At 72.8% G+C, this 25,940-nt stretch carries 17 protein-coding genes, 2 rRNA genes and 1 pseudogene (1 of these 20 running past the window's edge); 12 read left to right on the top strand and 8 right to left on the bottom strand.

Going from position 1 to position 25,940, the window contains the following annotated elements:
• On the bottom strand, window positions 1-1,203 hold the full coding sequence (locus tag OG715_RS36630) for an agmatine deiminase family protein (protein WP_266272966.1): 1,203 nt from the start codon (window positions 1,201-1,203) through the stop codon (window positions 1-3).
• 219 nt (window positions 1,204-1,422) lie between these two features.
• Here OG715_RS36630 and OG715_RS36625 point away from each other — a divergent pair, with 219 nt between their 5' ends.
• The 7 genes from OG715_RS36625 (at window position 1,423) to OG715_RS36595 (ending at window position 12,610) form a co-directional block, all read left to right on the top strand.
• The gene (locus OG715_RS36625; RefSeq protein WP_266272968.1) at window positions 1,423-2,064 is read left to right on the top strand and encodes a TetR/AcrR family transcriptional regulator; all 642 of its coding nucleotides are present in this window, start codon (window positions 1,423-1,425) and stop codon (window positions 2,062-2,064) included.
• Between the two features lie 218 nt (window positions 2,065-2,282).
• Window positions 2,283-4,040, top strand: a complete 1,758-nt coding sequence (locus OG715_RS36620) for a serine/threonine-protein kinase (protein ID WP_266272969.1) — start codon at window positions 2,283-2,285, stop codon at window positions 4,038-4,040.
• Window positions 4,041-4,344: 304 nt separating this feature from the next.
• The gene (locus OG715_RS36615; RefSeq protein ID WP_266272970.1) at window positions 4,345-5,523 is read left to right on the top strand and encodes an agmatine deiminase family protein; all 1,179 of its coding nucleotides are present in this window, start codon (window positions 4,345-4,347) and stop codon (window positions 5,521-5,523) included.
• A 120-nt stretch (window positions 5,524-5,643) separates the two neighbouring features.
• Entirely contained in the window at window positions 5,644-6,378 is a 735-nt protein-coding gene (gene ureA / locus OG715_RS36610; RefSeq protein WP_266272971.1) for an urease subunit gamma, read from the top strand.
• The gene (locus OG715_RS36605; protein WP_266272972.1) at window positions 6,375-8,084 is read left to right on the top strand and encodes an urease subunit alpha; all 1,710 of its coding nucleotides are present in this window, start codon (window positions 6,375-6,377) and stop codon (window positions 8,082-8,084) included. The genes ureA and OG715_RS36605 overlap by 4 nt, the downstream gene beginning before the upstream one ends.
• A gap of 221 nt (window positions 8,085-8,305) precedes the next feature.
• On the top strand, window positions 8,306-8,755 hold the full coding sequence (locus tag OG715_RS36600; protein WP_266272973.1) for a peptidase inhibitor family I36 protein: 450 nt from the start codon (window positions 8,306-8,308) through the stop codon (window positions 8,753-8,755).
• Between the two features lie 138 nt (window positions 8,756-8,893).
• Entirely contained in the window at window positions 8,894-12,610 is a 3,717-nt protein-coding gene (locus OG715_RS36595; RefSeq protein WP_266272974.1) for a hypothetical protein, read from the top strand.
• Window positions 12,611-12,708: 98 nt separating this feature from the next.
• Here OG715_RS36595 and OG715_RS36590 read toward each other — a convergent pair whose 3' ends face one another.
• The gene (locus tag OG715_RS36590) at window positions 12,709-13,683 is read right to left on the bottom strand and encodes a LysR family transcriptional regulator (RefSeq protein ID WP_266272975.1); all 975 of its coding nucleotides are present in this window, start codon (window positions 13,681-13,683) and stop codon (window positions 12,709-12,711) included.
• Window positions 13,684-13,817: 134 nt separating this feature from the next.
• On the opposite strand from OG715_RS36590, the gene OG715_RS36585 reads away from it, so the two are divergent.
• Window positions 13,818-14,978, top strand: a complete 1,161-nt coding sequence (locus OG715_RS36585; RefSeq protein ID WP_266272976.1) for an iron-containing alcohol dehydrogenase — start codon at window positions 13,818-13,820, stop codon at window positions 14,976-14,978.
• Window positions 14,979-15,623: 645 nt separating this feature from the next.
• Window positions 15,624-16,442: pseudogene (locus OG715_RS36580) on the top strand (chitosanase); the annotation flags it as partial.
• Window positions 16,443-16,486: 44 nt separating this feature from the next.
• On the opposite strand, the gene OG715_RS36575 reads toward OG715_RS36580, so the two are convergent.
• Window positions 16,487-17,062, bottom strand: coding sequence for a TetR/AcrR family transcriptional regulator (locus OG715_RS36575; protein WP_266272977.1), 576 nt, complete (start codon window positions 17,060-17,062; stop codon window positions 16,487-16,489).
• Between the two features lie 173 nt (window positions 17,063-17,235).
• On the opposite strand from OG715_RS36575, the gene OG715_RS36570 reads away from it, so the two are divergent.
• A complete protein-coding gene (locus tag OG715_RS36570) occupies window positions 17,236-17,973 on the top strand; it encodes an SDR family oxidoreductase (protein WP_266272978.1) in 738 nt (245 codons plus the stop codon).
• A gap of 71 nt (window positions 17,974-18,044) precedes the next feature.
• Here OG715_RS36570 and OG715_RS36565 read toward each other — a convergent pair whose 3' ends face one another.
• Genes OG715_RS36565 through OG715_RS36555 form a run of 3 tightly spaced genes read right to left on the bottom strand, consistent with a single transcriptional unit; the run spans window position 18,045 to window position 21,652 of the window.
• On the bottom strand, window positions 18,045-19,589 hold the full coding sequence (locus OG715_RS36565) for a carboxylesterase/lipase family protein (RefSeq protein WP_266272979.1): 1,545 nt from the start codon (window positions 19,587-19,589) through the stop codon (window positions 18,045-18,047).
• On the bottom strand, window positions 19,579-20,964 hold the full coding sequence (locus OG715_RS36560; RefSeq protein WP_266272980.1) for an AMP-binding protein: 1,386 nt from the start codon (window positions 20,962-20,964) through the stop codon (window positions 19,579-19,581). The genes OG715_RS36565 and OG715_RS36560 overlap by 11 nt, the downstream gene beginning before the upstream one ends.
• A 1-nt stretch (window position 20,965) precedes the next feature.
• On the bottom strand, window positions 20,966-21,652 hold the full coding sequence (locus OG715_RS36555; RefSeq protein ID WP_266272981.1) for a phosphopantetheine-binding protein: 687 nt from the start codon (window positions 21,650-21,652) through the stop codon (window positions 20,966-20,968).
• Between the two features lie 99 nt (window positions 21,653-21,751).
• On the opposite strand from OG715_RS36555, the gene OG715_RS36550 reads away from it, so the two are divergent.
• Window positions 21,752-22,543 (top strand): PHB depolymerase family esterase, encoded by a 792-nt coding sequence (locus OG715_RS36550; protein ID WP_266272982.1) that lies wholly within the window; start codon window positions 21,752-21,754, stop codon window positions 22,541-22,543.
• Window positions 22,544-22,693: 150 nt separating this feature from the next.
• Window positions 22,694-23,035, top strand: coding sequence for a hypothetical protein (locus OG715_RS36545; RefSeq protein ID WP_266272983.1), 342 nt, complete (start codon window positions 22,694-22,696; stop codon window positions 23,033-23,035).
• Between the two features lie 93 nt (window positions 23,036-23,128).
• Here the strand turns inward: OG715_RS36545 and rrf are convergent.
• Window positions 23,129-23,245, bottom strand: a 5S ribosomal RNA gene (rrf, locus tag OG715_RS36540).
• 87 nt (window positions 23,246-23,332) lie between these two features.
• Window positions 23,333-25,940 (bottom strand): 23S ribosomal RNA (locus tag OG715_RS36535); it runs 515 nt beyond the window's last position.

Raw genomic sequence — 25,940 nt, 5'->3', positions numbered from 1 at the left:
TCAGCGGAGCGGCGGGACGGACGGCTGGGACTGGGTGGCGCAGTGGATGCCGCCGCCGCCGGAGGCGATGTTGTCGATGTCGACCTGGACGATGTCGCGGGTCGGGAACTCGGCCTGGAGGATCGCGCGGGCCCGCGCGTCGGCCGCGGCGTGGCCGAACTGGGGGACGAACACGGCGCCGTTGGCCACGTAGAAGTTGCTGTAGCTGGAGAGGAAGTCCTTGCCGAGGTCGCGGCCGCGGATCCGCTTGCGGTCCGGGGCGGGCAGCTCGACCACGGTCAGCGCGCGGCCGCGGGCGTCGGTGGCGGTGCTCAGGGCCCGCTTGGCCTGCTCGTAGACCTTGACCCAGACCTGGTCCGTGCCGGGGCCGGGCCGGTCGAGCAGGACGCGCCCGGGCGCGGTGAAGCGGGCCAGGCAGTCGATGTGGGCGTCCGTGATGTCCTGCCCGGCCACGCCGTCCAGCCAGATGACCTTGTCCATGCCGAGCGTCGTGCGCAGGGCGCGTTCGACCTCGTCCTGGGACATGCCGGGGTTGCGGTTGGGGTTCACCCAGGAGCTGACGGTGGCCAGCAGGGTGCCCTCGCCGTCGGTCTCCAGGGCGCCGCCCTCGCCGACGAAGGGGGCCCGGATCCGGTCCACCCCGTACTCGGCGAGCAGGGTGCCAGCGACCGCGGCGTCCTCGGCGTACCGCTGGTAGTAGGGGGTGCCGTCCTTGCCCCAGCCGTTGAAGTTGGTGTCGACGCCGGCGATCGTGCCCGGCCCGACCACGAAGGTCGGCCCGAAATCGCGGATCCAGAGGTCGTCGTTGGAGATCTCGACCACGGTGATCCGGTAGTAGGCGCCGGGACCGCAGTAGTAGCGGGCGTCGGCGGCCTGCCCGGGGCGGGCCACCACGACGACCGGCTCGTAGCGGGAGATCTCGTGGGCCAGCTTGGCGATGTCGTCGCGGACGGCGGACAGCTGGGTCCGCCAGACCGAGGGCAGGGCCGGCCAGGCCATGAAGGTGCGGTCGTGGCGGTCGGACTCGGCGGGCATCCGCAGCAGCGGCGCGGCGGCACTGGCCGCCGGGGCGGCGGCGTCGGCGGAGGCCGGTGCGGTGGCCGCCCGGGCGGCGGCCGGGACGGCGGAACCGAGGGCGATCAGGGGTACCGCGGCGGCGCCGAACCGGAGCAGGCCGCGACGCGAGGGGGTGGGGGTGGGCATGTCGCGCTCCCTGGCAGAAGGTGGGAGGTGTGGGGGGGCGTCCTTGGAGGACGGGCCCGTGGGGGCTGCCCTGTGGGGAGGGTGGTCCCGTGGGGTTGCCCCGCATCCTGCACCGAACTGAAAATTCAGTCAAGCATTTGGTTCGGGGCTTACCGATTCCCCTGAAACGATCATCAGGAACGTGTCCGACCGGCCAGGAAACGCGTAGAGTGGGCGCCCATGTCGGACCGTCGGACAGAAATTCTCAGAGCCGCCACCCGCGTGATCGCCCGCCGAGGGGTCCGCGGACTGCGGGTGGGCGAGCTGGCCGCCGAGGCCGGCGTGTCCACCTCGCTCATCTACTACCACTTCAGCGACCGGGCCGGACTGCTGCGCCGGACCCTGGACTTCATCAGCGACCGCGCCGACCACTACACCGCCGAGCCGGACCCCGCACCACGCACCGAGGACCCCAGGGCGGACCTGGAACAGGTGCTGCTGCTGGAGCTCCAGGACACCGTCGAGGTACGCGAGAACAGCATCGCCTGGGGCGAGTTGAGGGCCACGGCGGTCTTCGAGCCGGACCTCCGCGAGGACCTCGCCCGGACCACCCACACCTGGGTGCACGATGTCGCCGAACTGCTCGCCCGGGCCGACCCCGGCGGCACCGCCCCGGCCCACGCGGCCGCCGCCGAGCGGCTGACCGCGCTGGTCGAGGGCCTCAGCGTGCGCTGGCACAGCGGCTCGCTGCCGGTCGAGCACGCCCGGCTGCTGCTGCGCGGGGCGATCGGGGCCGAGCTGGACCGGCCCGGCCCGGCCGGCCGCGGCGCTCCGGCGGCGGTGGTCGGGGCGGGATCCGGGGCCGGATTCGGTCGATCCTGACGCAACCTCTAAACTCGGCGGCACCGCGCGTGCCGGACGCCCCTTTCGCGGGCCGTCCGATCCCCGGCCCGTGCGACCCCCGGCCCGTGCGACCCCCGGCCCGTCCGACCCCTGCCCCGCTCGTCCCCCGCCGCGCCCGCTGCCGGGCCCGGCCGGGTCGGGGCGCCCGCGTCCCGCCCCGCCCCGCCCCGCCCAGCCCGCCGAGAGAGGCAGCCCGCATGTCCGCTGACCGATCCCCCTTCGCCACGCCGCCGGTCTTCCAGGAGCTGACCCCGGACGACCCCCGCGAGGTCGGCGGCTACCGGCTGTTCGCCCGGCTCGGCGCCGGCGGCATGGGCCGGGTCTACCTCTCCTACACCCCCGGCGGGCGGCCGGTCGCCCTCAAGGTGGTCCGGCCCGAGCTCGCCGAGGACCCGGAGTTCCGGGCCCGCTTCGCCCACGAGGTGGCCAGCGCCCGGCGGATCCACGGCCTCTTCACCGCCCAGCTGGTCGACGCGGGCGTGGACGCCGCCACCCCGTGGCTGGCCACCACCTATGTGCCGGGCCCGTCCCTGCAGCAGGTGGTGCAGCGCTTCGGCCCGCTCCCGGAACGGACGGTGCTGCTGCTGATCGCCGGCATCGCCGAGGCGCTCCAGGCGATCCACGCCACCGGCGTGGTGCACCGCGACCTCAAGCCCGGCAACGTCCTGATCGCCCCCGACGGCCCCAGGGTGATCGACTTCGGCATCGCCAGGGCGGCCGACGCGGGGGCGCTCACCAGCACCGGCCTGCGCATCGGCTCGCCCGCCTACATGGCGCCCGAGCAGGCCACCGGCCGCCCCGCGACCCCGGCCACCGACGTCTACGCGCTCGGTGCCCTGGCCGTCCACGTCGCGACCGGCGCCCCGCCGTTCGGGGACGGCCCGGACCCGGCCACGCTCTACCGGACCGTGCACGAGGAACCCGACCTCGACCCGGTCCCGGAGGGCCTGCGCGGACTGCTGCTGGGCTGCCTCGCCAAGCGGCCCGAGGACCGCCCGAGCACCGCCGAGGTGATCGCCGCCGTTCGCGAGCACCCGGCCGTCGCCGGGCACCTGCGGTTCGGCGACGACTGGCTGCCGCACCCGCTGACCAGCCAGATCAACCGGCACGCCGAACTGCCGCAGGTACCGGCCGAGGCGGCCGGCGGGCCCACCGGCGGGTCCGTCGGCGACGATCCGGACCAGGCCCTGACGGTGCTCGCCCCGCGCTCGGCGGCGGCCCCGACCCTGGTGGCGCCGACGCTGCCGCCCCCGGGCGCGACCCTGACGGCGGCCGCACTGCCGCACCCGGGCGACGACCCGGTCGACGGCCACCGGGCGCGGGCGAAGCCGCGCCGCGGCCGGGGCCTCGGGCGCACCGCGGTGACCGCCGCCGTCGCACTGACCGTCGGCGCGGCGGCGACGGTGCTGCTGCTGGACACCCCGGAGACGGTGGAGGCGGCGACCTCCGAGGACCTGGTGTCCGCCACCCACTCACCCGGCGCCCCGCCGTCCGCCTCCGCCTCCGCCCCGGCCTCCCCGACGGCCCCGGCCGCGCCGACCCCGTCCGCCACCCCGACGCCGACGCCGACGCCGGGTGCCGACTACGCCGTCGCCTACCGCGCGGCCGAGCTGACCTCGGCGGACGCCGGTTACGAGTTCGACCTCGCGACCGGCAGCGTGGTCCCGGCCGACAGCGTGACCTGGTACCTCGGCCGGGGCGAGAACGAGTTCCTCGTCCCGGAGACCGCCGACTCCTACATCGGCCGGGACGCCGCCCTGGGGGTGGCCGAGTGCGTCAAGGGGCTGAGCAGCCGGCCGACCGGGCGGGTGCCGTTCGCCGCCGTCGGCCCCCGGGGAGCCTTCTGCGTCCGGTCCGCCGACGGCCGGTCGCTCGCCGTGGTCCGGGTGCTCTCCACCGCGGGCAGCGAGGGACCGGTCAGAGTGTCCGTGGACCACTACCGCCGCAACGGCTGAACCGGCCCGTCGCGACGACTGGAGCCGCCCTCCGCCCGGCCGCACCCGCGCGCCACCGCGGCGGCCGGACCCGAGCCGTCGCCGTGACGGCCGCACCTGCCCGAAGCCCCCGGCCGGACTGCTCCCGGCCGGGGGCTTCGTCCTGCCCCTCGGCTTGACTGATTTTTCAGTCAGTGCAACAGTGCAGTTCACGGCGATGCCGGACGACTCGTCCGCCGCCGGTCCGGCGCCGCACCCGGCGTTCCCCGGAACCCCGCCCCCTCGGCGCCGGACCGAACCGCTCCCAGCCCCACCGGAGTCCACCGTGTCCCACTCCCCCCTCGCCCGTCGCACCGTCCTGCGTTCGCTCGCCGGCGCCGGCCTGATCGCGCTCGGCGCGTCCGGCTGCGCCGCCGTGGACGACCTGATCGACCCGGCCGAACCCTCCTCCCCCGCCGCCGGCCCGGCCGGCGGAACAACCGGAGGCACCCCCGGGAAGGGCCGCCGGCTCGGCGCCGAGTGGGAGAAGCACGAGCGGACCATGATGTCCTGGCCCGCCTCCGAGGACGTCTGGGGCGAGCACCTCGCCGCCGTCCGCAAGGACATCGCCGAGGTGGCACGGGCCGTCGGCGAGCGCGAGCCGTTGGTCCTGCTGGTCCGGCCCGGCCAGGAGTCCTCGGCCCGCAACGCCTGCGGATCCGACGTCGAGCTGCTCACCGTCCCGGTCGACGACCTGTGGGCGCGCGACACCGTGCCGGTGTTCGTCGAGGAGGGCGGCAAGGTCAAGGGCGTCGACTTCAACTTCAACGGCTGGGGCCGCAAGCAGCAGCACGGCAACGACGCCAAGGTGGCCCGGGGCGTCCTCGCCAAGTACGGGATCGAGCGCGTGGAGACCAGGCTGGTAGCCGAGGGCGGCTCCTTCGAGAGCGACGGCCGGGGCACCCTCCTCATCACCGAGAGCTCGATCGTCAACGACAACCGCAATCCCGGAATGACCCGCGACCAGGTCGAGGCGGAGCTCAAGCAGTTGCTCGGCGTCACCAAGGTCGTCTGGCTGGCCGGCGTCAAGGGCAAGGACATCACCGACGCCCACGTGGACTGCCTGGTCCGCTTCGCCGCCCCCGGCGTCGTCCTGCTCGACCGGTCGTTCCCGGGCACCCCGCCGGACGTCTGGTCCCGCTCCGCCGACCAGGCCCGCTCGGTGCTCGCCGGGGCCACCGACGCCACCGGCGCCCGGCTCAAGGTCGTCGAACTCCAGCAGCCCGACCCCGACAAGATCACCGGGCGCGGCGACGCCTTCGTCTCCTCGTACATGAACTTCTACCTCGGCAACAAGGGCGTCTACCTGCCGCTGTTCGGCGACCCCCGGGCCGACGACCACGCCCACGACGTCTTCCGGGAGTACTTCCCCGGCCGCGAGATCGTCCCGCTCCAGATCGACACCATCGCCGGCGGCGGTGGCGGCATCCACTGCGCCACCCACGACATCCCCGCCGTCGGCTGATCCCGCCGCCCGGCCCCGCAGCAGCACCAACACGCCGCACCCGCCCGACCCCGCCCGCCGGCACCCCGCCGCCCGCCCGCACCCCGCCGCCCGCCCGCACCCGAGGGAGAACGGACACCCGTGCAACTGACCCCCACCGAACGCGACCGGCTGCTGATCTTCACCGCCGCCGAACTCGCCCGCGCCCGCCGCGCCCGCGGCCTGCGGCTCAACGTCCCCGAGGCCACCGCGCTGATCTCCGACACCGTCTGCGAGGCCGCCCGCGACGGCCTCCGGCTGGCCGAGGCCGTCGCCCGGGGCCGCTCGGTGCTCGGCGCCGACGACGTCCTGCCCGGCGTCCCCGACCTCGTCACCGAGATCCAGGTCGAGGCGGTCTTCGACGACGGCACCCGGCTCGCGGTGATCACCGACCCCTTCGGCGGCGGCGGACTGGCCTCGGACGCCCCGGGCGCCGTCCTCACCGAGCACCGCCCCGAGCCCCCGACCCGGCCCGTCCGCACCCTCGCCGTGCGCAACACCGCCGAGGTGCCGGTCTCGGTCACCTCGCACTACCACTTCTTCGAGACCAACCCGAGGCTCGCCTTCGACCGCGCCGCCGCCTACGGCATGCGCCTCGCGGTCCCGGCCGGCTCCTCGGTGCGTTTCGACCCGGGCAGCACCGTCGAGGTCGGCCTGGTGCCGATCGGCGGCGAGCGGGTCGCGATCGGCTTCGCCGGGCTGGTCGACGGCCCGCTGGACTCGCCCCCGATCCGGCGGGAGGCCCTGCGCCGGGCCGCCGAGCGGGGCTACCTCGGGGCGGAGCCCGAGAACGGTTCCGAGAACCGACGCGACAACGGACAGGAGAACCGGCCATGAGCCACAGCATCGACGCCGCCGAGTACACCGCCGTGCACGGCCCGCGCGCCGGGGACCGGGTCCGGCTCGGGGACAGCGGTCTGGTCGTCCGGGTCGAGTCCGACTCCCAGCGGCCCGGCGACGAGTTCCTGACCGGCTTCGGCAAGACCGCCCGCGACGGCCTGCACCTCAAGGCCGCCGCCGTCCGCGACACCTGCGACCTCGTCATCAGCAATGTGCTGGTCATCGACGCGATCCAGGGCATCCGCAAGACCTCGATCGGCATCCGGGAGGGCCGGATCACCTCGATCGGCCGGGCCGGCAACCCCGACACCCTGGACGGCGTGGACGTCGTGGTCGGCACCGGGACGGCGATCGTCTCCGGCGAGGGCCTGATCGCCACCGCCGGTGCCGTCGACACCCACGTCCACCTGATGTCCCCCCGGATCATGGAGGCCTCGCTCGCCTCCGGCGTCACCACGATCATCGGCCAGGAGTTCGGCCCGGCCTGGGGCGTCGGCGTCAACTCCCCCTGGGCGCTGCGGCACGCCTTCAACGCCTTCGACGCCTGGCCGGTCAATATCGGCTTCCTCGGCCGCGGTTCGTCCTCGCACCCGGCCCCGCTGGTGGAGGCCCTCGCCGAGGGCGGCGCCTGCGGCTTCAAGGTGCACGAGGACATGGGAGCCCACACCCGCGCGCTGGACACCGCGCTCTCCGTCGCCGAGGTCCACGACGTCCAAGTGGCGCTGCACACCGACGGGTTGAACGAGTGCCTGTCGGTGGAGGACACCCTGCGGGTGCTGGAGGGCCGGACGATCCACGCCTTCCACATCGAGGGCTGCGGCGGCGGCCACGTGCCCAATGTGCTGAAGATGGCGGGCGTGCCGAACGTCATCGGCTCCTCCACCAACCCCACCCTGCCCTTCGGCCGGGACGCGGTCGCCGAGCACTACGGCATGATCGTCTCCGTCCACGCGCTCAAGACCGACCTGCCGGGCGACGCCGCGATGGCCCGCGACCGGATCCGGGCCGGCACCATGGGCGCCGAGGACGTGCTGCACGACCTCGGGGCGATCGGTATCACCTCCTCCGACGCCCAGGGCATGGGCCGGGCCGGCGAGACCGTGCGCCGCACCTTCGCCGTGGCCGGGAAGATGAAGGCCGAACTCGGCCCGATGGAGGGCGACGGGCCGGACGACGACAACCAGCGGGTGCTGCGCTACATCGCCAAGCTGACCATCAACCCGGCCATCGCCCACGGCCTCTCCCACGAGGTCGGCTCCATCGAGACCGGCAAGCTCGCCGACATCGTGCTCTGGCGCCCCGACCACTTCGGCGCCAAGCCGCAGCTGGTCCTCAAGGCCGGCTTCCCCGCCTACGGCGTCACCGGCGACCCCAACGCCGCCACCGACACCTGCCAGCCGCTGGTCCTCGGCCCGCTGTTCGGCGCCCACGGCGCCACCCCCGCCGACCTCTCGGTCGCGTTCACCAGCCGCGCCGCCGCCGAGGCCGGCACCCACTCCCGCCCCTACGACAGCATGACCACCCGCCGCCGCCGGGTCGCCGTCCGCCACACCCGCGGCATCGGCCCCGCCGACCTGGTCCGCAACACCCGCCTGGGCGAGGTCCTCGTCGACGCCCGGCGCGGCCTGGTGACCCTCGACGGCACCGCGCTGCACTCCGAACCCGCCCAGGACGTCCCGCTGAACCGCCTCTACTTCCTCTGACCGGTCGACACCCGGCGCCGACCCGGGCGCAGCTGACGACGCCTGACCGCACCGGCTCCGACCTGCACAGACACGTCATGCAGTCAGATGACTGATGCGCCCACGCTTCCCACTCCCGCAGGCTGACCGTGCGGCGGGCCCCGACCGGGCCCGCCGCACGATGCGTACTGTCAACCAGCCCGGGTCCAGACCCCGGGCGGTCCTGGAAAGCGAGTTCCACCGTGGCCCTGAAATCGTTCAAGTCGGCTGCCACCGTCGTCGCGGGCGCGGTCGCCGGAGCGGTCATGCTGCTCACGGCGACCCCGGCCTCCGCGGCCAATCCCCCCTACGACGGCTGCCCGGCCTGGGCGCTCTGCCTGTACCAGAACGGCGGCGGCCTGGGCTCCAAGGCGATCGTCGTACCGCCTCCGGCCGGCGGCAGCAACGAGGTCGTTCGCCTCACCAAGGTCCACTTCCTCAACGGCGACCTCGCCAACGACCAGGTCTCGTCCTGGATCAACAACTCCCAGTGCCAGATCGAGTTCTGGGACGACGCCTACGGCGAGCTGCACCCCTCCCAGCTGGACTTCGCGTCCTCGTGGAGCTGGGGCACCAAGGGCGACTACAACGCCGGGACCAGCACCTACTACCTCAACGACCGGATCTCCGGCCTGCGCTTCTACTGCCCGTAACGGGCCCGGCGCACCCGGCGCTCCGGCGCCGTTCGCCCCGACGCCCCCGGCTCCCGCACGGTGCCGGGGGCGTTCCGGTGCGGTCTCCCGACCCTCTCCCCGGGCCGGGAACACCACCACGACACGGAACGAGGTCCGATGAAACGCCTACGACCGGCGGCCGCGCTGCTCTCCGGCCTGCTGCTCTCCCTCACCCTGCCCGCCCTCTCCGGCACCGTCCTCGCCCCGGCGGCCGGGGCGGCCCCGGTGGCCGCCGTCACGGCCGGCCCCGGCGCGGAGGGCCCGGACCTGAGCTACGCCAACCGGACCGGCCCGCCCCCCGGCATGCCGGACTGGTCCCGGGCCGGGTACCGGGGCGGCCTGCCGCTGCCCGACGACGGCAGCCTGACCGACGACCCCGGCTGCCGGATCACCCCGGACCGGCTCGCCTCCCAGTACGCGGTCCGGCCGAACGACGGCGTCGACGACACCACCGGCCTCCAGCGCGCGATCGACGACATCAAGTCCGCCTGTTCGCCGGGCGCCAACTTCGACCGGCTCTCGCTGATCTCCCTGCCGGCCGGCCGGATCGACCTCTCCCGGCAGATCTACGCCGACGCCGACTACCTCGTGCTGCGCGGCCAGGGCTCCGGCGACGGCGGCACCCGCCTGGTGTTCCGACCCGACGTCAACACCCGCTACGACACCCTGGTCAACGGCCGCTGGGACCAGGACAGCATGAAGGCGGGCAGCGGCAGCGACGTCGGCACCGGCGGCTGGATCTGGCCCGGCCGAGGGCTGTTCCGCGTCCAGACCCGGGACATCGCCGAGCGCTACCAGGACGACTGGGCCGCTGCCCCGGCGAACCGCAAGGACATCTTCGAGGGCAGCGTCAACCAGCACTGGGCCTCCGGCATCAAGGTCGGCGCCCAGGCCGCCGACCCCGGCTGGGCGGCCCGGCAGGGCCAGAACCTCGTGCAGCTGGACGCCAAGGCCGACATGAAGAAGTTCGCCCTCGGCGGCTACGTCTGGGTCGGCGCGGCCAACAGCGTCAAGTTCTACGAGCAGCAGGGCGTCTCCGACCGCAGCCAGATGGACAACCTCCACATGCGGCAGCAGATGTTCCGGCTCACCGCGATCGACGCCTCCGCCCGGACGGTCACCCTGGACCGCCCGCTGGAGTGGGACCTCCCGGTCGACTCCACCTCGGACGGCTCCACCGCCCTCGGCGACAAGCCGTACCCCAGCAAGGTCACCCCGCTGAAGGTGGTCCAGGGCGTCGGCTTCGAGAACTTCGCCTTCACCCAGGACCTGACCGGCCTGCCCAAGCTCGGCGGCGGCAGCTACAGCCCGACCCCCGCCCAGGCCGTGCACAACTACGGCAACATGGCGCCCGAGTACGCGATGCACGGCATCGTCTTCAAGTGGGCCGCCAACGACTGGGCACGCGGGCTGAAGGCCGAGATGACCGGCTCGCACCCGATCGTCACCGAGGACGCCCGCAACCTCCAGATCGAGCGCAACAGCTTCGACGGCGCCTGGAACAAGGGCAAGGGCGGCAACGGCTACCTGCGCGGCAGCCGGGTCTGGGACTCCCTCTACGCCTACAACCTCAGCCGCAACCTGCGCCACTTCACCTTCCAGTGGTCGGCCAGCGGCAACGTCGCCTTCCGCAACGACCTCGACTCCGACCTCAACCTGCACGGCGGGTGGGAGCACAACAACCTGTTCGAGCAGAACACCCTGCGCGTCCCCTACGAGCACCGCTCGGGCAGCTGCGAGACCAACTGCGGCGGCGAGGGCGGCGAGATCGACGAGGGGACGTGGTACCCGGTGTGGTGGGCGGCCGGCCCCAAGGCGGTCAAGTGGTCCGGCTCCTCCGGCCCGCAGAACGTCTTCTACAACAACACCATGGTCAAGCAGACCACCCCCGGCGGCGCCTACCTGCCGTACGCGCCCTACGGCACCCAGACCGGCACCGCCTACCAGTTCGGCTCCGCCAACGGCGCGCCGAGCCGGTTCCAGCCGCTCGCCCAGGGCGGCCAGGCCATCCCCGACTGGGGCGGCCGGGAGACCCTCGACTACGCCGGCCAGGGCGTGGTCCCCACCGACGTGGGCAAGCGGCCGTCGCTGTTCCTGCGGGACACCGGCGGGCTCGACCCGCGCGACAACCACAGCCGCCGCGTCGCCACCTGGAACATGCAGGGAGCGCAGACCCCCGAGGGCAACGGCAGCCGGTACAGCAACGACCTCCCCCGCCTCTACGGCACCAGCCCGCTGGACGGCCGGGCCGACGTCGTCGCCCTCCAGGAGGCCGGTGCACCGCCCGGCGGCGCGACCTTCCTCCAGGAGATCCACACCGCCAACACCCGGTACGTCGACAACCTCGGCTTCACCGTCCCGGTCCGGGAGTACCGGCTCGGCGGCGCGAGCCGGCCGGCGGGGTACCTCTACTGGCTGCGCACCGACACCAGCAACAACCAGTGGGGCCGGGTCAACCTGGCCGTCTACAGCCGCACCCGGGTCCCGGCGGACGGCGTCTTCACCACCCGGGAGGCCGTCATCGCCGACAACTGGGACTCCCGGCCCGCGCTCGGCGTCAACGTCGACGGCTTCGTCTACTTCTCGCTGCACGGCAGTTCGGGGAGTTCCGGCAGCGACGACCCGCAGCTCCTGCGCATCATCCAGGACCAGATGACCCCGACCGGCCTGCCCTGGATCGCCCTGGGCGACTACAACCGCGCTCCCGACAACCTCCAGACGGCGGTCGGCAACACGTTCACCGTCCAGGCCAGCACCCTGCCCACGCACCCGGTCGACCGGATCGCCAACGGCACCCGCAGGACGCTCGACTACGCGGTGCTGCCCACCGGCCAGCCGCAGGGCGCCGTCACCGGGATCGACCGGCCGGGCCTCGACTCGGCCGACCACTACCCCGTCGTCTACACCCTCGGCGGCCTGCCGGACCCGGTGCCCGCCCAGGTCACCGAACCGGCCCGGCCGAACCAGGTCTTCCTGCGCAACGCCGCCACCACCAACGTGGCCGGCCCCACCAGTGCGACCGACCACGCCGTCAACGACCAGCCGCTCAACCGGCGGAACTCCGCCTCCCAGGTGTTCAGCCTGACCGAGGACCCCGAGCACCGGGGCTTCTTCCGGCTCTTCCACCCGCACGCCCCCTTCGCCGGCCGCTACCTGGGCCAGGAGGGCGGCGCCCGCGACGCACGGACGGTGCTGTGGCAGAACGCGGCGCTGGACCAGCTCTGGGCGGCGGCCGACCAGGGCGACGGCACCTACACCCTGGTCAACTACGTCACCCGGCAGTACCTGACCGACCTCGGCCCCGGTCTGGGCATCGTGGCCCGGGACTGGAACGGCTCGGCCGAGCAGCGCTGGTTCCTCCAGGACGTCCAGGAGGGCACCAACCTCACCGAGATCGTCGCGACGGACGCCGGCGGCTCGGCCCCGGCCCTCGCCGTCGACGACCTGGAGACAGCGCCCTACCCGGTGTACCTGGCGCCGGACTCGCACGGGAGCAGCCAGCAGTTCAGCACCGTCTCGGCGGGGCCGAGCGGGAGCTCCTCCAACTGCCAGTACCTGATCCACGCCGGGCAGTACGTCAACTCCACGGCGGCAAGCCCCGGGGACCCGCAGAACGGCAACTACGTCACCATGGGCGCCTACCGCCCCAACGACAACGGCTACCTGTGGTGCAGGACCGCCGACGGCCCGAACGGCACCCTGCTGTCCAACTTCTCCAGTCCCTACGAACACCTCGACCTGACCAGGAGCACGACGGTCGACACCGTCACCGTCACCCGCCCCGGAGCCGGCACCGCCCGCCTCCACTGGCTCTTCCGCCCGGTCACCCAGTAACGGACCCGGCCCGACGACAGCGGCCGCGGCACCCGGGAGAGCCGGGTACCGCAGCCGCCGTCCGCGTTCGCAGGGCACGGGGCGCGACCGGCCAGCCCCTACCCGTCGCCCCTCGGCGGGAGCAGCTCGGCGGCGCGTTCGGCGACCTCGTGGTGCAGGGCGTCGCGGACGGCCCGGACGGCGGGGTGGGTGACGGCCTCGCGGCGGACGGCCAGGGTGATCGGGAGCCGGATGTCGACCTCCCCGGGCAGCAGCCGCCGCAGCCCGGCCCGGTCCGCGAGGAAGGCCGGGAGCACGCCGACGCCCGTGCCCAGCCGGGTGGCCTCCACCTGGGCGAAGACGTTGGTGGAGGAGAACGCCGGTGTGCAGCCCGGCAGATGGCGTTCGATGTCGAGATCGCCGACCTGGAGCATCGACTCGATGTAGAAGACCAGCGGGTGCTCCCGCAGTTCGGCCACCGAGGCCGGCGCGGCGCGCCGGGCGAGGTACTCGTCACCGGCGTACAGGCCGAGGGCGTAGTCGGTGAGGTGCTCGGTCACCAGTCGGCTCCGGGGCGGCCGGCCGATCGTCAGGGCGAGGTCGAAGCCCGCCGGGCGCAGCGGCAACTCCCTCGTCGCCGTGATGAGTTCGATCTGGAGCCGGGGGTGGCGGCGGCGCACCCGGGCCAGCGCCGGGGTGGCGAAGCAGGTGCCGAAGCCGTCGGGGGCACTCACCCGGACGGTGCCGTGCAGGGACGGCGGGTCCTGGCCGGACACCGCGTCCACGACCCGGACCAGGGCCTCCTCGATGGTGCGGGCGTTCTCGGCGACCGCCCGGCCGGCGTCCGTCAGCACCCAGCCCTCGGTGCCGCGTTCCATCAGCCGCACGCCGAGGCTCCGCTCCAGCGCGGTGATCCGGCGGGACACCGTGGTGTGGTCCACGCCCAGCGCGTCGGCGGCGCTCACCAGGCGCCCGGTGCGGGCGACGGCGAGCAGGTGGCGCAGGTCGTCGGCGCGCAGGTCGCGCGGCTCGGGCCCGCCGGGGCGCTCCACCGCCGCCGGGGTGTCTTTACCAGGATGGGGGCGGGGGCGCATCGGCGCAGCCTATCTGCATTTCCGCACACCCCCTCTGCGCGATTGGCGGTTGAACGCACACCGCGGGGACGGCAGAGTCGGACCGGCCCGCCCGTACCGGGGGCCACCGTCCTGCCACCGCCGAGGGGTTGCCCGTGGTTGCCAGTCTGTCCCTGCCCCGGATCCTGCGCATCGGCCGGGGCGCGGCCGAGGAACTGGGCGCCGTCGTCGCGGGCCTCGGCCTGCGGCGCCCGCTCCTGGTCACGGACGCGTTCCTGGCCGGCACCGGCGCCGCCGAGCGCCTGCTGGGGATCCTGCGCGGCGCCGGGCTCCACCCCGCGCTGTTCGACGGCACCGTGCCCGACCCGACCACCGACTCCCTCGTCCCCGGCCTGGCGGCCCTGCGCGAGCACGGGGCGGACTCGGTGATCGGCTTCGGCGGCGGCAGCCCGATGGACACCGCCAAGGCCCTCGCCCTGCTGGGCGTGCAGGGCGGCGGGATGCGCGACTACAAGGCGCCGCACGTCAATCTCGGGCCGGCCCTCCCCGTGATCGCCGTCCCCACCACCGCCGGCAGCGGCTCGGAGGCGACCCAGGTCACCGTCATCACCGACAGCGCCACGGACGAGAAGATGATGTGCCTGGGCCCGGCGTTCCTGCCGATCGCCGCCGTCGTCGACATGGAACTGACGCTCTCGATGCCGCCCCGGCTGACCGCCGACACCGGCGTCGACGCGCTCACCCACGCCGTCGAGGCCTACGTCAGCCGCAAGTCCGGCCCCTTCACCGACGGCCTGGCCCTCACCGCGATCGCCACCATCGGCCGGCATCTGCGCCGCGCCTACGCGGACGGTTCGAACGCCGAGGCCCGGGAGGCGATGATGCTCGCCGCGACCCAGGCCGGGATCGCCTTCTCGAACTCCAGCGTCGCCCTGGTGCACGGCATGAGCCGCCCGATCGGCGCCCACTTCCACGTCGCCCACGGCCTGTCCAACGCCATGCTGTTCCCGGCGGTGACCGCCTTCTCCGTGCACGCGGCGCCCGAGCGCTACGCCGACTGCGCCCGCGCCCTGGGTGTGGCGACCACCGCCGACCCCGCGGCGGCCGCCTCGGCGAAGCTGGTCGACGCCCTGCACACCCTCTGCCACGACCTGGACGTCCCCACCCCCCGCAGCTACGGCATCGACCACTCCGCCTGGACCGGGCTCACCCCGCTGATGGCCGAACAGGCCCTGGCCTCCGGCTCCCCCGCCAACAACCCGGCCGTGCCCACCGCCACCCAGATCGAGGAGCTGTACGCGCGCGTCTACGCCTGAGCCGGGGCCGGTTCCCGTCCACCGGAGGGCACGCGGGAAGACGGCCCCCGGTGGCTGAACCCCCGTACCGCCCGGGCCCGTTCCTCTGCTCGACGACAACCCGCGGACGCCGGTCCGGTCCGCGGGGACCTGCGCGACGGGCAAGGGGCGGACAGCATGGCGGAGCAGCGCGGAGCGATCGGTCGGACGGCCCGGCGGCGGGCGGGCATCGCCGCGCTCGTCGTGGGCGGGCTCGGCGCGGCGGTGGGCGCCGCGGCCCTCACCGCGGGCGGCTCGGCCGATCCCGCACCGGCCGCCGCACCGACTCCGTCCCGCCCGGCCGTCCCGGCCTCCGGACCTGCCACGGGCCCCGCCACCGCGCCGCCCGCGGCGGGGTCGCCCGCCGGGACCCCGAGCGCCTCGCCCGCCGCCGCCACCGGCGCGACGGCGACGGCCGCGCCGACGACGGCCAGGAGCGCCAAAGCCGTACCGGCCCCGGCCGCCCCGGGGACGGGAACCGGTCGACCGGCCACAGCCGCGGCCCGGGCGCCCCAGCCCGGCCCCACCACCGGCCGCCCCGCCACCGGCCCCGCCTCCCCCGGCTCCGCGCCCCGCGCCCCGGGCGCCTCCGGTCCCGGCGCCCCGGCCGGACCCGACCAGGGTGCCCCGCCGGCCCCCGCGACCGGCGGAAACCCCCCTGCTCCCGGCACCCCCGCTCCTGCTGTCCCCGCCCCGGTCACCCAGCCCCCCGGCCCGGCCCCCGTCGTGGTCGGCACCGGCCTGGACAACCCGCGGTTGAAGGACATCGCGCAGCAGCTGGTCTCCAGCGCCGAGAACTCCTCGCTCGACTGGCGCGCCCAGTACACCTACATCGAGGACATCCACGACGGGCGCGGCTACACCGGCGGGATCATCGGCTTCACCTCGGGCACCAACGACATGCTGCAACTCGTCCGGCACTACCGGGCCCTGAAGCCGGACAACGTGCTGGCCCGCTACATCCCGGCCCTGGAGAAGGTCGACGGTTCCGCCTCGCACGCCGGCCTGGACCCGTCCTTCGTCGCCGACTGGCACCGGGCCGCCCAGGACGCGGCCTTCCAGCGGGCCCAGGACGACGAGCGCGACCGGGTCTACTTCGACCCGGCCGTCGGCCAGGCCAAGGCGGACGGCCTGCGCGCCCTGGGCCAGTTCATGTACTACGACGCCATCGTGATGCACGGACCGGGCAGCGACCGGCTCAGCTTCGGCGGCATCCGCGCCGCCGCCCTCGGCAAGGCCAAGCCGCCGTCCCAGGGCGGTGACGAGACCGCCTATCTGAACGCCTTCCTCGACGCCCGCCGCGCCGCCATGAAGGCCGATTCCTCCCACCAGGACACGGGCAGGGTCGACACCGTCCAGCGCGTCTTCCTCAAGGCCGGGAACCTCGACCTGGCCACGCCGCTGCGCTGGACGGTCTACGGCGACTCCTACACCATCCGGTCCTGAGCCGCCGTCGCCGGCAGCGTCACCGGAACGGGCCGTGAACGGACTCACGGCCGGACGGCGAGCCCGTCCAGGGTGAGGTCGAGCAGCCGCTCGGCCTGCGGTCGTCGGTCGGCGCCCGCCGAGGTGAGGGCGATGCCTTCGAGGGCGGCGGCGAGGTCGGAGGGGCCGATGTCGGTACGGATCACCCCGGCGGCCGCGCAGGCGTCCATCAGCGTGGCGACGGCGTCCCGGACCAGCTCCCGGCTGTGGCCGTAGGGGCTCTCCCCGGCCGCGGCGATGGCGCGCAGCGCGTCGATCATGCCGTACTTGGCCGTGACGTAGTCGAGGAACAGCCGCGTCCACACCCGCAGTGCCTCCATCGGCGGATGCTCGGCGAGCAGCGCGGGCGCCGCCTCGCACAGCCGGGCCACCTCGTTCCGGTAGACCGCCTCGACCAGGGCCTCCCTGGTCGGGAAGTTGCGGTACAGGGTCGCGCTGCCCACACCCGCCTCCTTGGCGACGCGCTCCATCTGCGCGTCCAGCCCCTGCGTCGTGAACACCCGCACGGCGGCGGCCAGGATCTTCTCCCGGTTGCGCCGCGCGTCGGCCCTCAGCGGGCGCTGGGCTCCGTCGTCCGTCACCGTTCCTCGTTCCTTCCTCGTCCCGTCCCGCCCCGTCCCGGTCCTGCGCCGGCCCAGCGGTCGGATTGCCAAACGGGGGCGCCCCCACTTAGCCTTCGACGAAACGGGGGCGTCCCCGCTTTCACTCTACGTCGGCCCACCACCGGCGCACACCCAGGAAGGGAAGGCCGGCCATGTCGGGAATCCGGGGCAAGGTCGTCGCGATCACGGGTGCCAGCAGCGGCATCGGCGAGGCGACCGCCGCCCACCTCGCCGAACGCGGCGCCCTGCTCGTCCTCGGCGCCCGCCGCGAGGACCGGCTGAACGCGGTCGTCGACCGCATCACCGCGCGGGGCGGCACCGCCACCGGCGTCCTCGTCGACGTCACCCGCCGCGAGGGCCTCCGGCGGCTGACGGACACCGCCGTCGAGCGGTTCGGCCGACTCGACGTGCTCGTCTCCAACGCGGGCACGATGGCCGTCTCGCCGTTCGACGACCTGCGCCAGGACGACTGGGACGCCATGGTCGCGACCCACATCACCGGCCTCCTCAACGGCATCGCGGCCGCCCTGCCGCTCTTCCGCCGCCAGCGCTCCGGGCACTTCGTCACCATCGGCTCCACCGCGGCCTACACCGTCAAGTCGCCGCAGGGCGTCTACGCGGCCACCAAGACGGCGGTGAAGGTCCTCACCGAGGGGCTGCGCCAGGAGTCGGGGCCCCATCTCCGCGTCACCCTCGTCTCCCCCGGCTTCACCCGCACCGAGGGCATCGGCAAGGGCGCCGCCCCGGAGATCGCGGCGGCGATGACCAGGCAGCGCGACGAGATCGCCATGCCGCCCTCCGCCGTCGCCGCCGCCATCGGCTTCGCGATCGAGCAGCCGGAGGGGATCGACGTCGGCGAGATCGTGGTCCGGCCCACCGCGCAGACCTGACCGTCCCGCGGGCCCGTCCGGCCGTCCGGCCGTCCGACCACCTGACCCGCTCGACGACCCGCCCCGCCCGTCTACCCGACCGGCTCGGCCACCCGGCGGACGGCGGCCCAGGCGGCGCGGCGGCTGGCGAACGGGTCGGCGACCGAGCGGGTGGGGGTGCCGAAGACCAGGGTGTCCCGCCGGTCCTCGGTGTAGGCGGGCCAGGGTCCGACGCCGGGGACCTCGGGGCGCCCGTCGTGGCAGTAGCCGATCCAGGCAGTACTGGCCGCCCGCGCCAGCGCGGCATTGGCCGGGTTCCGGGACACCAGGGCCGCGTGGCGCAGATTGTCGAAGAAGAACAGGACGTCCTCGCCGTGGCTGCCGGTGCCGCCCGCGAAGACGTACGCGTAGGTCGGGGCAGTGGCGTTGGCGCTCCGGGCCGAGGCCAGGTCCAGCGCCGGGAAGCGGTACAGCGCGTCGGTGGTGACGGCGACCGCGATCCGCCGCGCCGGGTCGCGCGGCCGCTCGCGCCGGTACTCGGAGATCAGCCCGGTGACGTCGTGCCGGGCGATCCGCGAGCAGCGGCGGGCGAACCCGGCCTCGCTCAGACCGTCCCAGGAGGCCCGGTCGGCGTCGATGGTCCGGGTGGTCTCGTGCAGAGCGCTCCCGATCAGCAGCGGGACGCCCGGAGCCGCACCGGCCGCCAGATCCGCGTAGCACCGCTCCTCGACCGGCCCGCCGTCGGCCGAGGGCTGGAACGCGAACCGGTCCCGGGCCCGCAACACCGCCTGGGCGTCCAGGAGTTGACCCACCGGTCGGGCGGCCAGCAGTTCCGGCCGGTCCGCCGGGACGCCCAGCAGCCGCAGGACCGCCCCGGCCGCCTCCTCCGGCGAGGTCGCGGCGACCGGGCGGGGCGGCGGCGGACTGCTCAGCACGGCACGCCGGAACGGCGGTTCGGGCGCGCCCGCCGACAGCAGGGCCGCCACCCGGGAGGCGCCGCGCGAACCGCCCGCCAGGGTCAGGTTCGCCGGATCGCCGCCGAACGCCGCCACGTTGTCCCGCAGCCAGTCCAGCGCCGCCCAGAGGTCCAGCAGCCCCACCCGGCCGGAGGCCGCGTACTCGGGACGGCCGGTCCAGGACAGGTCCAGGTGGCCGAGCACGCCGAGGCGGTGGTTGACCGTCACCACCACCAGACCGCCCGCCCGGGCGAGCGCCGCCCCGTCGAACCTCGGCCAGTCGCCCGCGCCGAAGTCCGTGCCGCCGTGCAGCCAGACCAGCACCGGGCGGGCCGCCGGGGGGCGGACCCCCGGCGTCCAGACGTTCAGCACCAGGCAGTCCTCGCCCTGCGCGCCCGCCTCGGCGGGAATGCCGAACAGCGGCAGCAGCGGCACCACCGCCGGACGCGCCCCGAAGGCCTCGGCCAACGGCCGCTGCGGGCAGGCCGGACCGTACGCGTCCGCCTCCCGCACCCCCGCCCAGCCCGGGTGCGGCCGGGGCGGCAGGAACCGTGCCCCGCCCCCGGTGCCCGCGGCGTACGGCACCCCGAGGAAGGCCACCACCCCGTCCGCCGCCACCCCGCGCACCCGGCCCGAGCCGGTCTCCACCACCGGGGCCCCGGCGGCCCCCTCAGCGCGCATCGGCCAACTCCCGCAACTGGCCGAGGTCGACCTTGCCCGAGCCGGTGCGCGGCAGACCCGGCGTCGCCCGCAGCGCCAGGCACTCGGCGGGCAGTCCGAGCTCGCGCAGCACCTCCAGCCACGCGTCCCGGTACGGTTCGGTGCGGCCCTCGACGAACACCACGGCGCTGTCGGCCGCCGTCGGCACCACCGCGGCCGGGCCGACCGCCGCCAGCCGACGCTCGATCTCGTCCGGCAGGACCCGCTTGCCGAACAGCTTCAACTGCCGGTCCTTGCGGCCCAGGACGTAGAGCATCCCGCGCTCCAGCCGCCCGAGGTCGCCGGTGTGCAGCACCTCCGGAACGCTGCGGCCCTCGGCCAGGTCGGCCCGGCCGGACGCGTAGCCCAGCATGACGCTGGGCCCCTCGTAGACGATCTCTCCGACGCCGTCCGCACCGGCGCCCTCCAGCCGGATCCGCCCGCCCGGCACCGGCCGCCCGACCGAACCGAGGTGCTCGAAGAGCTCGTCCGGGTCGAGGCAGCACATCCGCGCGGTGGCCTCGGTCGCCCCGTACATCGGGCAGAAGCCGCCGCCGTGCCCGGCCATCAGCCGCCCGAAGTGCTCGACCAGGGCCGGTTCCAGCGGGCCGCCGGCCTGGTAGGCGAGCCGCAGCGCGGGCAACGCGTCCGGCCGCCAACCGGTGCTGTGCAGCAGGCGGTAGGTGAGCGGGACCGCCCCCAGGTCGGTCATACCCGTCCGGGCGGCGAGCTGCCAGAACCGCCGCGAGGTCGGGCTGAGCCGGGAGAGCACCAGCGGCGCGCCCGCCACCAGATGGGAGTTCACGACGGACAGGCCGAAGCTGTAGTCGAACGGGAGCGAGGTGATCCCGACGTCCTGCGGCCCGAGGCCCAGCGCCGCCGCGACCGCCCCGGCGTTGGCCGCCAGGTTCGCGTACGACAGCCGGACGGCCTTGGGGCGGCCCAGCGAGCCCGAGGTGGTGATCAGCGCGGCCAGCTCGGGGTGGATCGCGCTCCCGGCGGCCTCCGTTCGGCCCAGCAGCCGCGCCCCGCACAGCTCCCCGGCGGGGCGGTATCCCGCCGGGACCGGTTCGTCACCCTCGTCGAGCGCGAACTCCGGCCGGTAGGCGGCGAGCAGGGCGTCCCGGGCGGCGAGGTCCGGCCGCTCCTTCACCAGGACGGCGTGGCCGAGGCCGAGGGCCCCCAGGTAGACCAGCAGACCGGCCGGGCCGCGCCCGGTCAGGATCGCGACCAGCGCCTTGTCCGGCCCGGCCAGGCCGCGCCCGACCGCCGCCAGGCCGGCGGCGACGGTCGAGGCGGGCACGGCCTCGACGCCGTCCAACAGCACGGGCACCGCCGCGAGCCGGAGCGCGTGCACCTCACGCCACCTGCGGGGCGGCCGAGGGCCGTGCGGCCAGCAGCCGGGCGATGCCGCGGACGGTACCGGCGGTGAACAGCTCGACCACGCCCAGCGGTACGGCGTACGCCTCCTGGACCGCGTGCAGGAAGGCCACCGCGACCAGCGAGTCCCCGCCCAGCTCGACGAAGTCGTCCAGGGCGCCGACCCGCGGCAGACCGAGGAACCCGGCCAGCCGGCCCGCGAGGTCCGCCTCCGGTCCGGCGTCCGGCGCCTCGTAGCGGGACACCTCCGCGGCGCCCGAGCCGGCCGCCCCGGCCACCTCGTCCACCTCGGCCGCGAGTTCCTCGAAGGTCCCGAGCGGCGGCGCGGGGAGCCGGACGACGGACAGCACCGCGGGCTCGACCTCCAGCCCGGCGGCGAGCAGCGAGGCGCGCAGGTCCTCGCGGACCTCCAGCGCCGTGGACATCTCGTCGAGCACCACCAGGACGCCGACCCCGTCGGCGGACGGCGCCACCGCCGCCTCCAGCACGCCCGAGTGGGCCGCGAGCGCCCGCTCGACCACCGCCGTCGGTGCCGCCGTCGGCGTCGGTGCCGATGCTGGCGCCGGTACCTGTACCGGCTTCTCGACTACCCCACCCATGACGCTCCAGTCCCTGGTCTCCGGCTTATCGGCCACCAGTCTGCACAGCTGCTGACGGCCAGTCATATTCGCTCACCCCAATGGGTGATCTCCGTCGGCCGGGTACCGTGCTCCACCGTGCCAGCCACCAGGATGTCGGGTGCCGTCACCGATTCCGGAGGTCCGATGAGCCTCGCCGTCCCCCACACCCAGCGACTGGAGCGCCGCCGGACCCCGTTCATCGCCTGCCGGGCGGACCCCCGGTTCTCCTACTGCCTCTACGTGCCGCCCCGGGCCCCGGCCGGACCCCGGCCGCTGCTGGTCGTCGTGCACGGTGACCGCCGCACCGCCGAGCGCTACCGGGACTCGCTCACGGACTTCGCCGACGCCCACGGGTGCGTCGTCCTCGCGCCGCTGTTCCCCGCGGGCGTCCCGGAACCGGAGGACGTGCTGAGCTACAAGCGGCTGCGCAGGCACGACGTCCGGTTCGACCTGGTGCTGCTGCGGATGGTCGAGGAGGCCGCCGCCCGGTGGCCGGTGCGCGCGGACCGCTTCCTGCTGCACGGCTACTCCGGCGGCGGTCAGTTCGCCCTCCGCTTCTCCTACCTGCACCCGGAGCGGCTGGTCGGAGTGTCCGTCGGCGCCCCGAGCTCGATCACCCGGCTCGACCCGGCGCTGCCCTGGCCCGCCGGAATCGCGGACGTGGCCGAGAAGTTCGGCGTCGCGCACCCGCTGGGCACGCCGCTTCCGCTTCGGCCTCCACCGCCGGTGCACGTGACCGTGGGAGAGCTCGACACCCGGCCGCTCCGCAGGCCCCCGGGCGCCACCCGGCTCGGCCAGGCCCTCGCCCTGCACCAGCACCTCCTGGAGCGGGGGGTCCCGGCCACCCTGGAGGTCGTCCCCGGCCTCGCCCACAACGGCTTCGCCCTGCTGCCGGCCGCCACCCGCTTCCTGAGCACCCTGCTGCCCGGTGGGTGACCGGACCCTCGACCACTCACCGTCCAACCACCGACCGCCCGGCCGACACGCCACGGGCGGCGGACCATCACCCGCCCCCGCCGGGTTCCGCACCTACTGTCGCCTTTGCACCGACCAGAAGCATCTTCGGACAGAAGCGGAGAACCCCTCATGAACCGTCACATCGGCCGAACCCTGGCGCTGCTCGCCGTCCTCGGCCTCGCCGCCGTACCGACCGCGGCGAGCGCCGACGTCGTCTCCGGTGGCAACCACGGGACCGTCATCGTCGGCGACGGCAACCAGGTCGCCGGCTACGACATCATCGACGCCGGCCACGACGCCACCGTCGGCTCCCACAACGGTTCGAGCGGAGTGGGCGGCGGCGCCGTCGACGCGGCCCAGGCGGCCGGCGGAAACTACGGGACGGTCATCGTCGGCGACGGGAACCAGGTCGCCGGGGACGACGCCATCAACGCCCTGAACGACGCCACCGTCGGCTCCTACAACGGCTGACGCACCGGAATACCCCGAGCGGCATTCGGAAAAGCGTCCGGAAAACGCAAAGAACCCCCGCCGGTTTCCCGACGGGGGTTCTTCACAATGATTGTTCGGCGGCGTCCTACTCTCCCACAGGGTCCCCCCTGCAGTACCATCGGCGCTGTGAGGCTTAGCTTCCGGGTTCGGAATGTAACCGGGCGTTTCCCTCACGCTATGACCACCGAAACACTATGAAACTGTCAACCGCACCCACACCGTGACCAGACGTGTGGGGGTCGTTGTTTCAGAACAACACAGTGGACGCGAGCAACTGAGGACAAGCCCTCGGCCTATTAGTACCGGTCAACTCCACCCCTCACAGGGCTTCCATATCCGGCCTATCAACCCAGTCGTCTACTGGGAGCCTTACCCTCTCAAGGAGGTGGGAGTGCTCATCTCGAAGCAGGCTTCCCGCTTAGATGCTTTCAGCGGTTATCCCTCCCGAACGTAGCCAACCAGCCATGCCCTTGGCAGGACAACTGGCACACCAGAGGTTCGTCCGTCCCGGTCCTCTCGTACTAGGGACAGCCCTTCTCAACACTCCTACGCGCACAGCGGATAGGGACCGAACTGTCTCACGACGTTCTAAACCCAGCTCGCGTACCGCTTTAATGGGCGAACAGCCCAACCCTTGGGACCTACTCCAGCCCCAGGATGCGACGAGCCGACATCGAGGTGCCAAACCATCCCGTCGATATGGACTCTTGGGGAAGATCAGCCTGTTATCCCCGGGGTACCTTTTATCCGTTGAGCGACGGCGCTTCCACAAGCCACCGCCGGATCACTAGTCCCGACTTTCGTCCCTGCTCGACCCGTCAGTCTCACAGTCAAGCTCCCTTGTGCACTTACACTCAACACCTGATTGCCAACCAGGCTGAGGGAACCTTTGGGCGCCTCCGTTACTCTTTAGGAGGCAACCGCCCCAGTTAAACTACCCACCAGACACTGTCCCTGATCCGGATCACGGACCCAGGTTAGACATCCAGCACGACCAGAGTGGTATTTCAACGACGACTCCACCATGACTGGCGTCACGGCTTCAAAGTCTCCCACCTATCCTACACAAGCCGAACCGAACACCAATATCAAGCTATAGTAAAGGTCCCGGGGTCTTTCCGTCCTGCTGCGCGAAACGAGCATCTTTACTCGTAATGCAATTTCACCGGGCCTATGGTTGAGACAGTCGAGAAGTCGTTACGCCATTCGTGCAGGTCGGAACTTACCCGACAAGGAATTTCGCTACCTTAGGATGGTTATAGTTACCACCGCCGTTTACTGGCGCTTAAGTTCTCAGCTTCGCCCCGACGAATCAGAGCTAACCGGTCCCCTTAACGTTCCAGCACCGGGCAGGCGTCAGTCCGTATACATCGCCTTACGGCTTCGCACGGACCTGTGTTTTTAGTAAACAGTCGCTTCTCGCTGGTCTCTGCGGCCACCCCCAGCTCTGGCAGCAAGTGCCGTCACCAGGAATGGCCCCCCTTCTCCCGAAGTTACGGGGGCATTTTGCCGAGTTCCTTAACCATAGTTCACCCGAACGCCTCGGTATTCTCTACCTGACCACCTGAGTCGGTTTGGGGTACGGGCCGCCATGAAACTCGCTAGAGGCTTTTCTCGACAGCATAGGATCATCCACTTCACCACAATCGGCTCGGCATCAGGTCTCAGGCTACGTGTTGTGCGGATTTGCCTGCACAACGCCCTACACCCTTACCCCGGGACAACCACCGCCCGGGCTGGACTACCTTCCTGCGTCACCCCATCGCTCACCTAGTACAGACTTGGTCCAGCGGCTCCACCACGTCCCTTCGTCCGAAGACTCCGGGCCGGCTTCACGGCTTTAGCATCACCTGGTTCAGCGTTGGCGCTTCAAAGCGGGTACGGGAATATCAACCCGTTGTCCATCGACTACGCCTGTCGGCCTCGCCTTAGGTCCCGACTTACCCTGGGCAGATCAGCTTGACCCAGGAACCCTTGGTCAATCGGCGCAAGAGTTTCCCACTCTTGTATCGCTACTCATGCCTGCATTCTCACTCGTGTACCGTCCACGACTGGTTTCCACCGCCGCTTCACCCGGCACACGACGCTCCCCTACCCATCACAGCAGGCGTTGGCCCTATGTGCTGCAATGACACGACTTCGGTGATGTGCTTGAGCCCCGCTACATTGTCGGCGCGGAATCACTTGACCAGTGAGCTATTACGCACTCTTTCAAGGGTGGCTGCTTCTAAGCCAACCTCCTGGTTGTCTCTGCGACTCCACATCCTTTCCCACTTAGCACACGCTTAGGGACCTTAGTCGGTGTTCTGGGCTGTTTCCCTCTCGACCATGGAGCTTATCCCCCACAGTCTCACTGCCACGCTCTCACTTACCGGCATTCGGAGTTTGGCTAAGGTCAGTAACCCGGTGAGGCCCATCGCCTATCCAGTGCTCTACCTCCGGCAAGAAACACGTGACGCTGCACCTAAATGCATTTCGGGGAGAACCAGCTATCACGGAGTTTGATTGGCCTTTCACCCCTAACCACAGGTCATCCCCCAGGTTTTCAACCCTGGTGGGTTCGGTCCTCCACGAAGTCTTACCTCCGCTTCAACCTGCCCATGGCTAGATCACTCCGCTTCGGGTCTTGGGCATGCAACTGTATCGCCCTGTTCGGACTCGCTTTCGCTACGGCTACCCCACACGGGTTAACCTCGCTACACACCGCAAACTCGCAGGCTCATTCTTCAAAAGGCACGCAGTCACGAGACACACAGCAAGCTGCGTGTCCGACGCTCCCACGGCTTGTAGGCACACGGTTTCAGGTACTATTTCACTCCGCTCCCGCGGTACTTTTCACCATTCCCTCACGGTACTATCCGCTATCGGTCACCAGGGAATATTT

Origin of the sequence: Kitasatospora purpeofusca, assembly GCF_036010405.1 — a bacterium.
Classification (GTDB): Bacteria; Actinomycetota; Actinomycetes; order Streptomycetales; family Streptomycetaceae; genus Kitasatospora; species Kitasatospora purpeofusca.
This window is presented reverse-complemented; position numbering and strand designations above follow the sequence as displayed.

Bases quoted from the DNA above. Each gene is read 5' to 3' on its own strand.
- OG715_RS36605 (WP_266272972.1), top strand. From the start codon at position 6,375: ATGAGCCACAGCATCGACGCCGCCGAGTACACCGCCGTGCACGGCCCG.
- OG715_RS36625 (WP_266272968.1), top strand. From the start codon at position 1,423: ATGTCGGACCGTCGGACAGAAATTCTCAGAGCCGCCACCCGCGTGATC.
- OG715_RS36545 (WP_266272983.1), top strand. From the start codon at position 22,694: ATGAACCGTCACATCGGCCGAACCCTGGCGCTGCTCGCCGTCCTCGGC.
- OG715_RS36555 (WP_266272981.1), bottom strand. From the start codon at position 21,652: ATGACTGGCCGTCAGCAGCTGTGCAGACTGGTGGCCGATAAGCCGGAG.
- OG715_RS36550 (WP_266272982.1), top strand. From the start codon at position 21,752: ATGAGCCTCGCCGTCCCCCACACCCAGCGACTGGAGCGCCGCCGGACC.
- OG715_RS36570 (WP_266272978.1), top strand. From the start codon at position 17,236: ATGTCGGGAATCCGGGGCAAGGTCGTCGCGATCACGGGTGCCAGCAGC.
- OG715_RS36565 (WP_266272979.1), bottom strand. From the start codon at position 19,589: ATGCGCGCTGAGGGGGCCGCCGGGGCCCCGGTGGTGGAGACCGGCTCG.
- OG715_RS36630 (WP_266272966.1), bottom strand. From the start codon at position 1,203: ATGCCCACCCCCACCCCCTCGCGTCGCGGCCTGCTCCGGTTCGGCGCC.
- OG715_RS36590 (WP_266272975.1), bottom strand. From the start codon at position 13,683: ATGCGCCCCCGCCCCCATCCTGGTAAAGACACCCCGGCGGCGGTGGAG.
- OG715_RS36620 (WP_266272969.1), top strand. From the start codon at position 2,283: ATGTCCGCTGACCGATCCCCCTTCGCCACGCCGCCGGTCTTCCAGGAG.
- OG715_RS36595 (WP_266272974.1), top strand. From the start codon at position 8,894: ATGAAACGCCTACGACCGGCGGCCGCGCTGCTCTCCGGCCTGCTGCTC.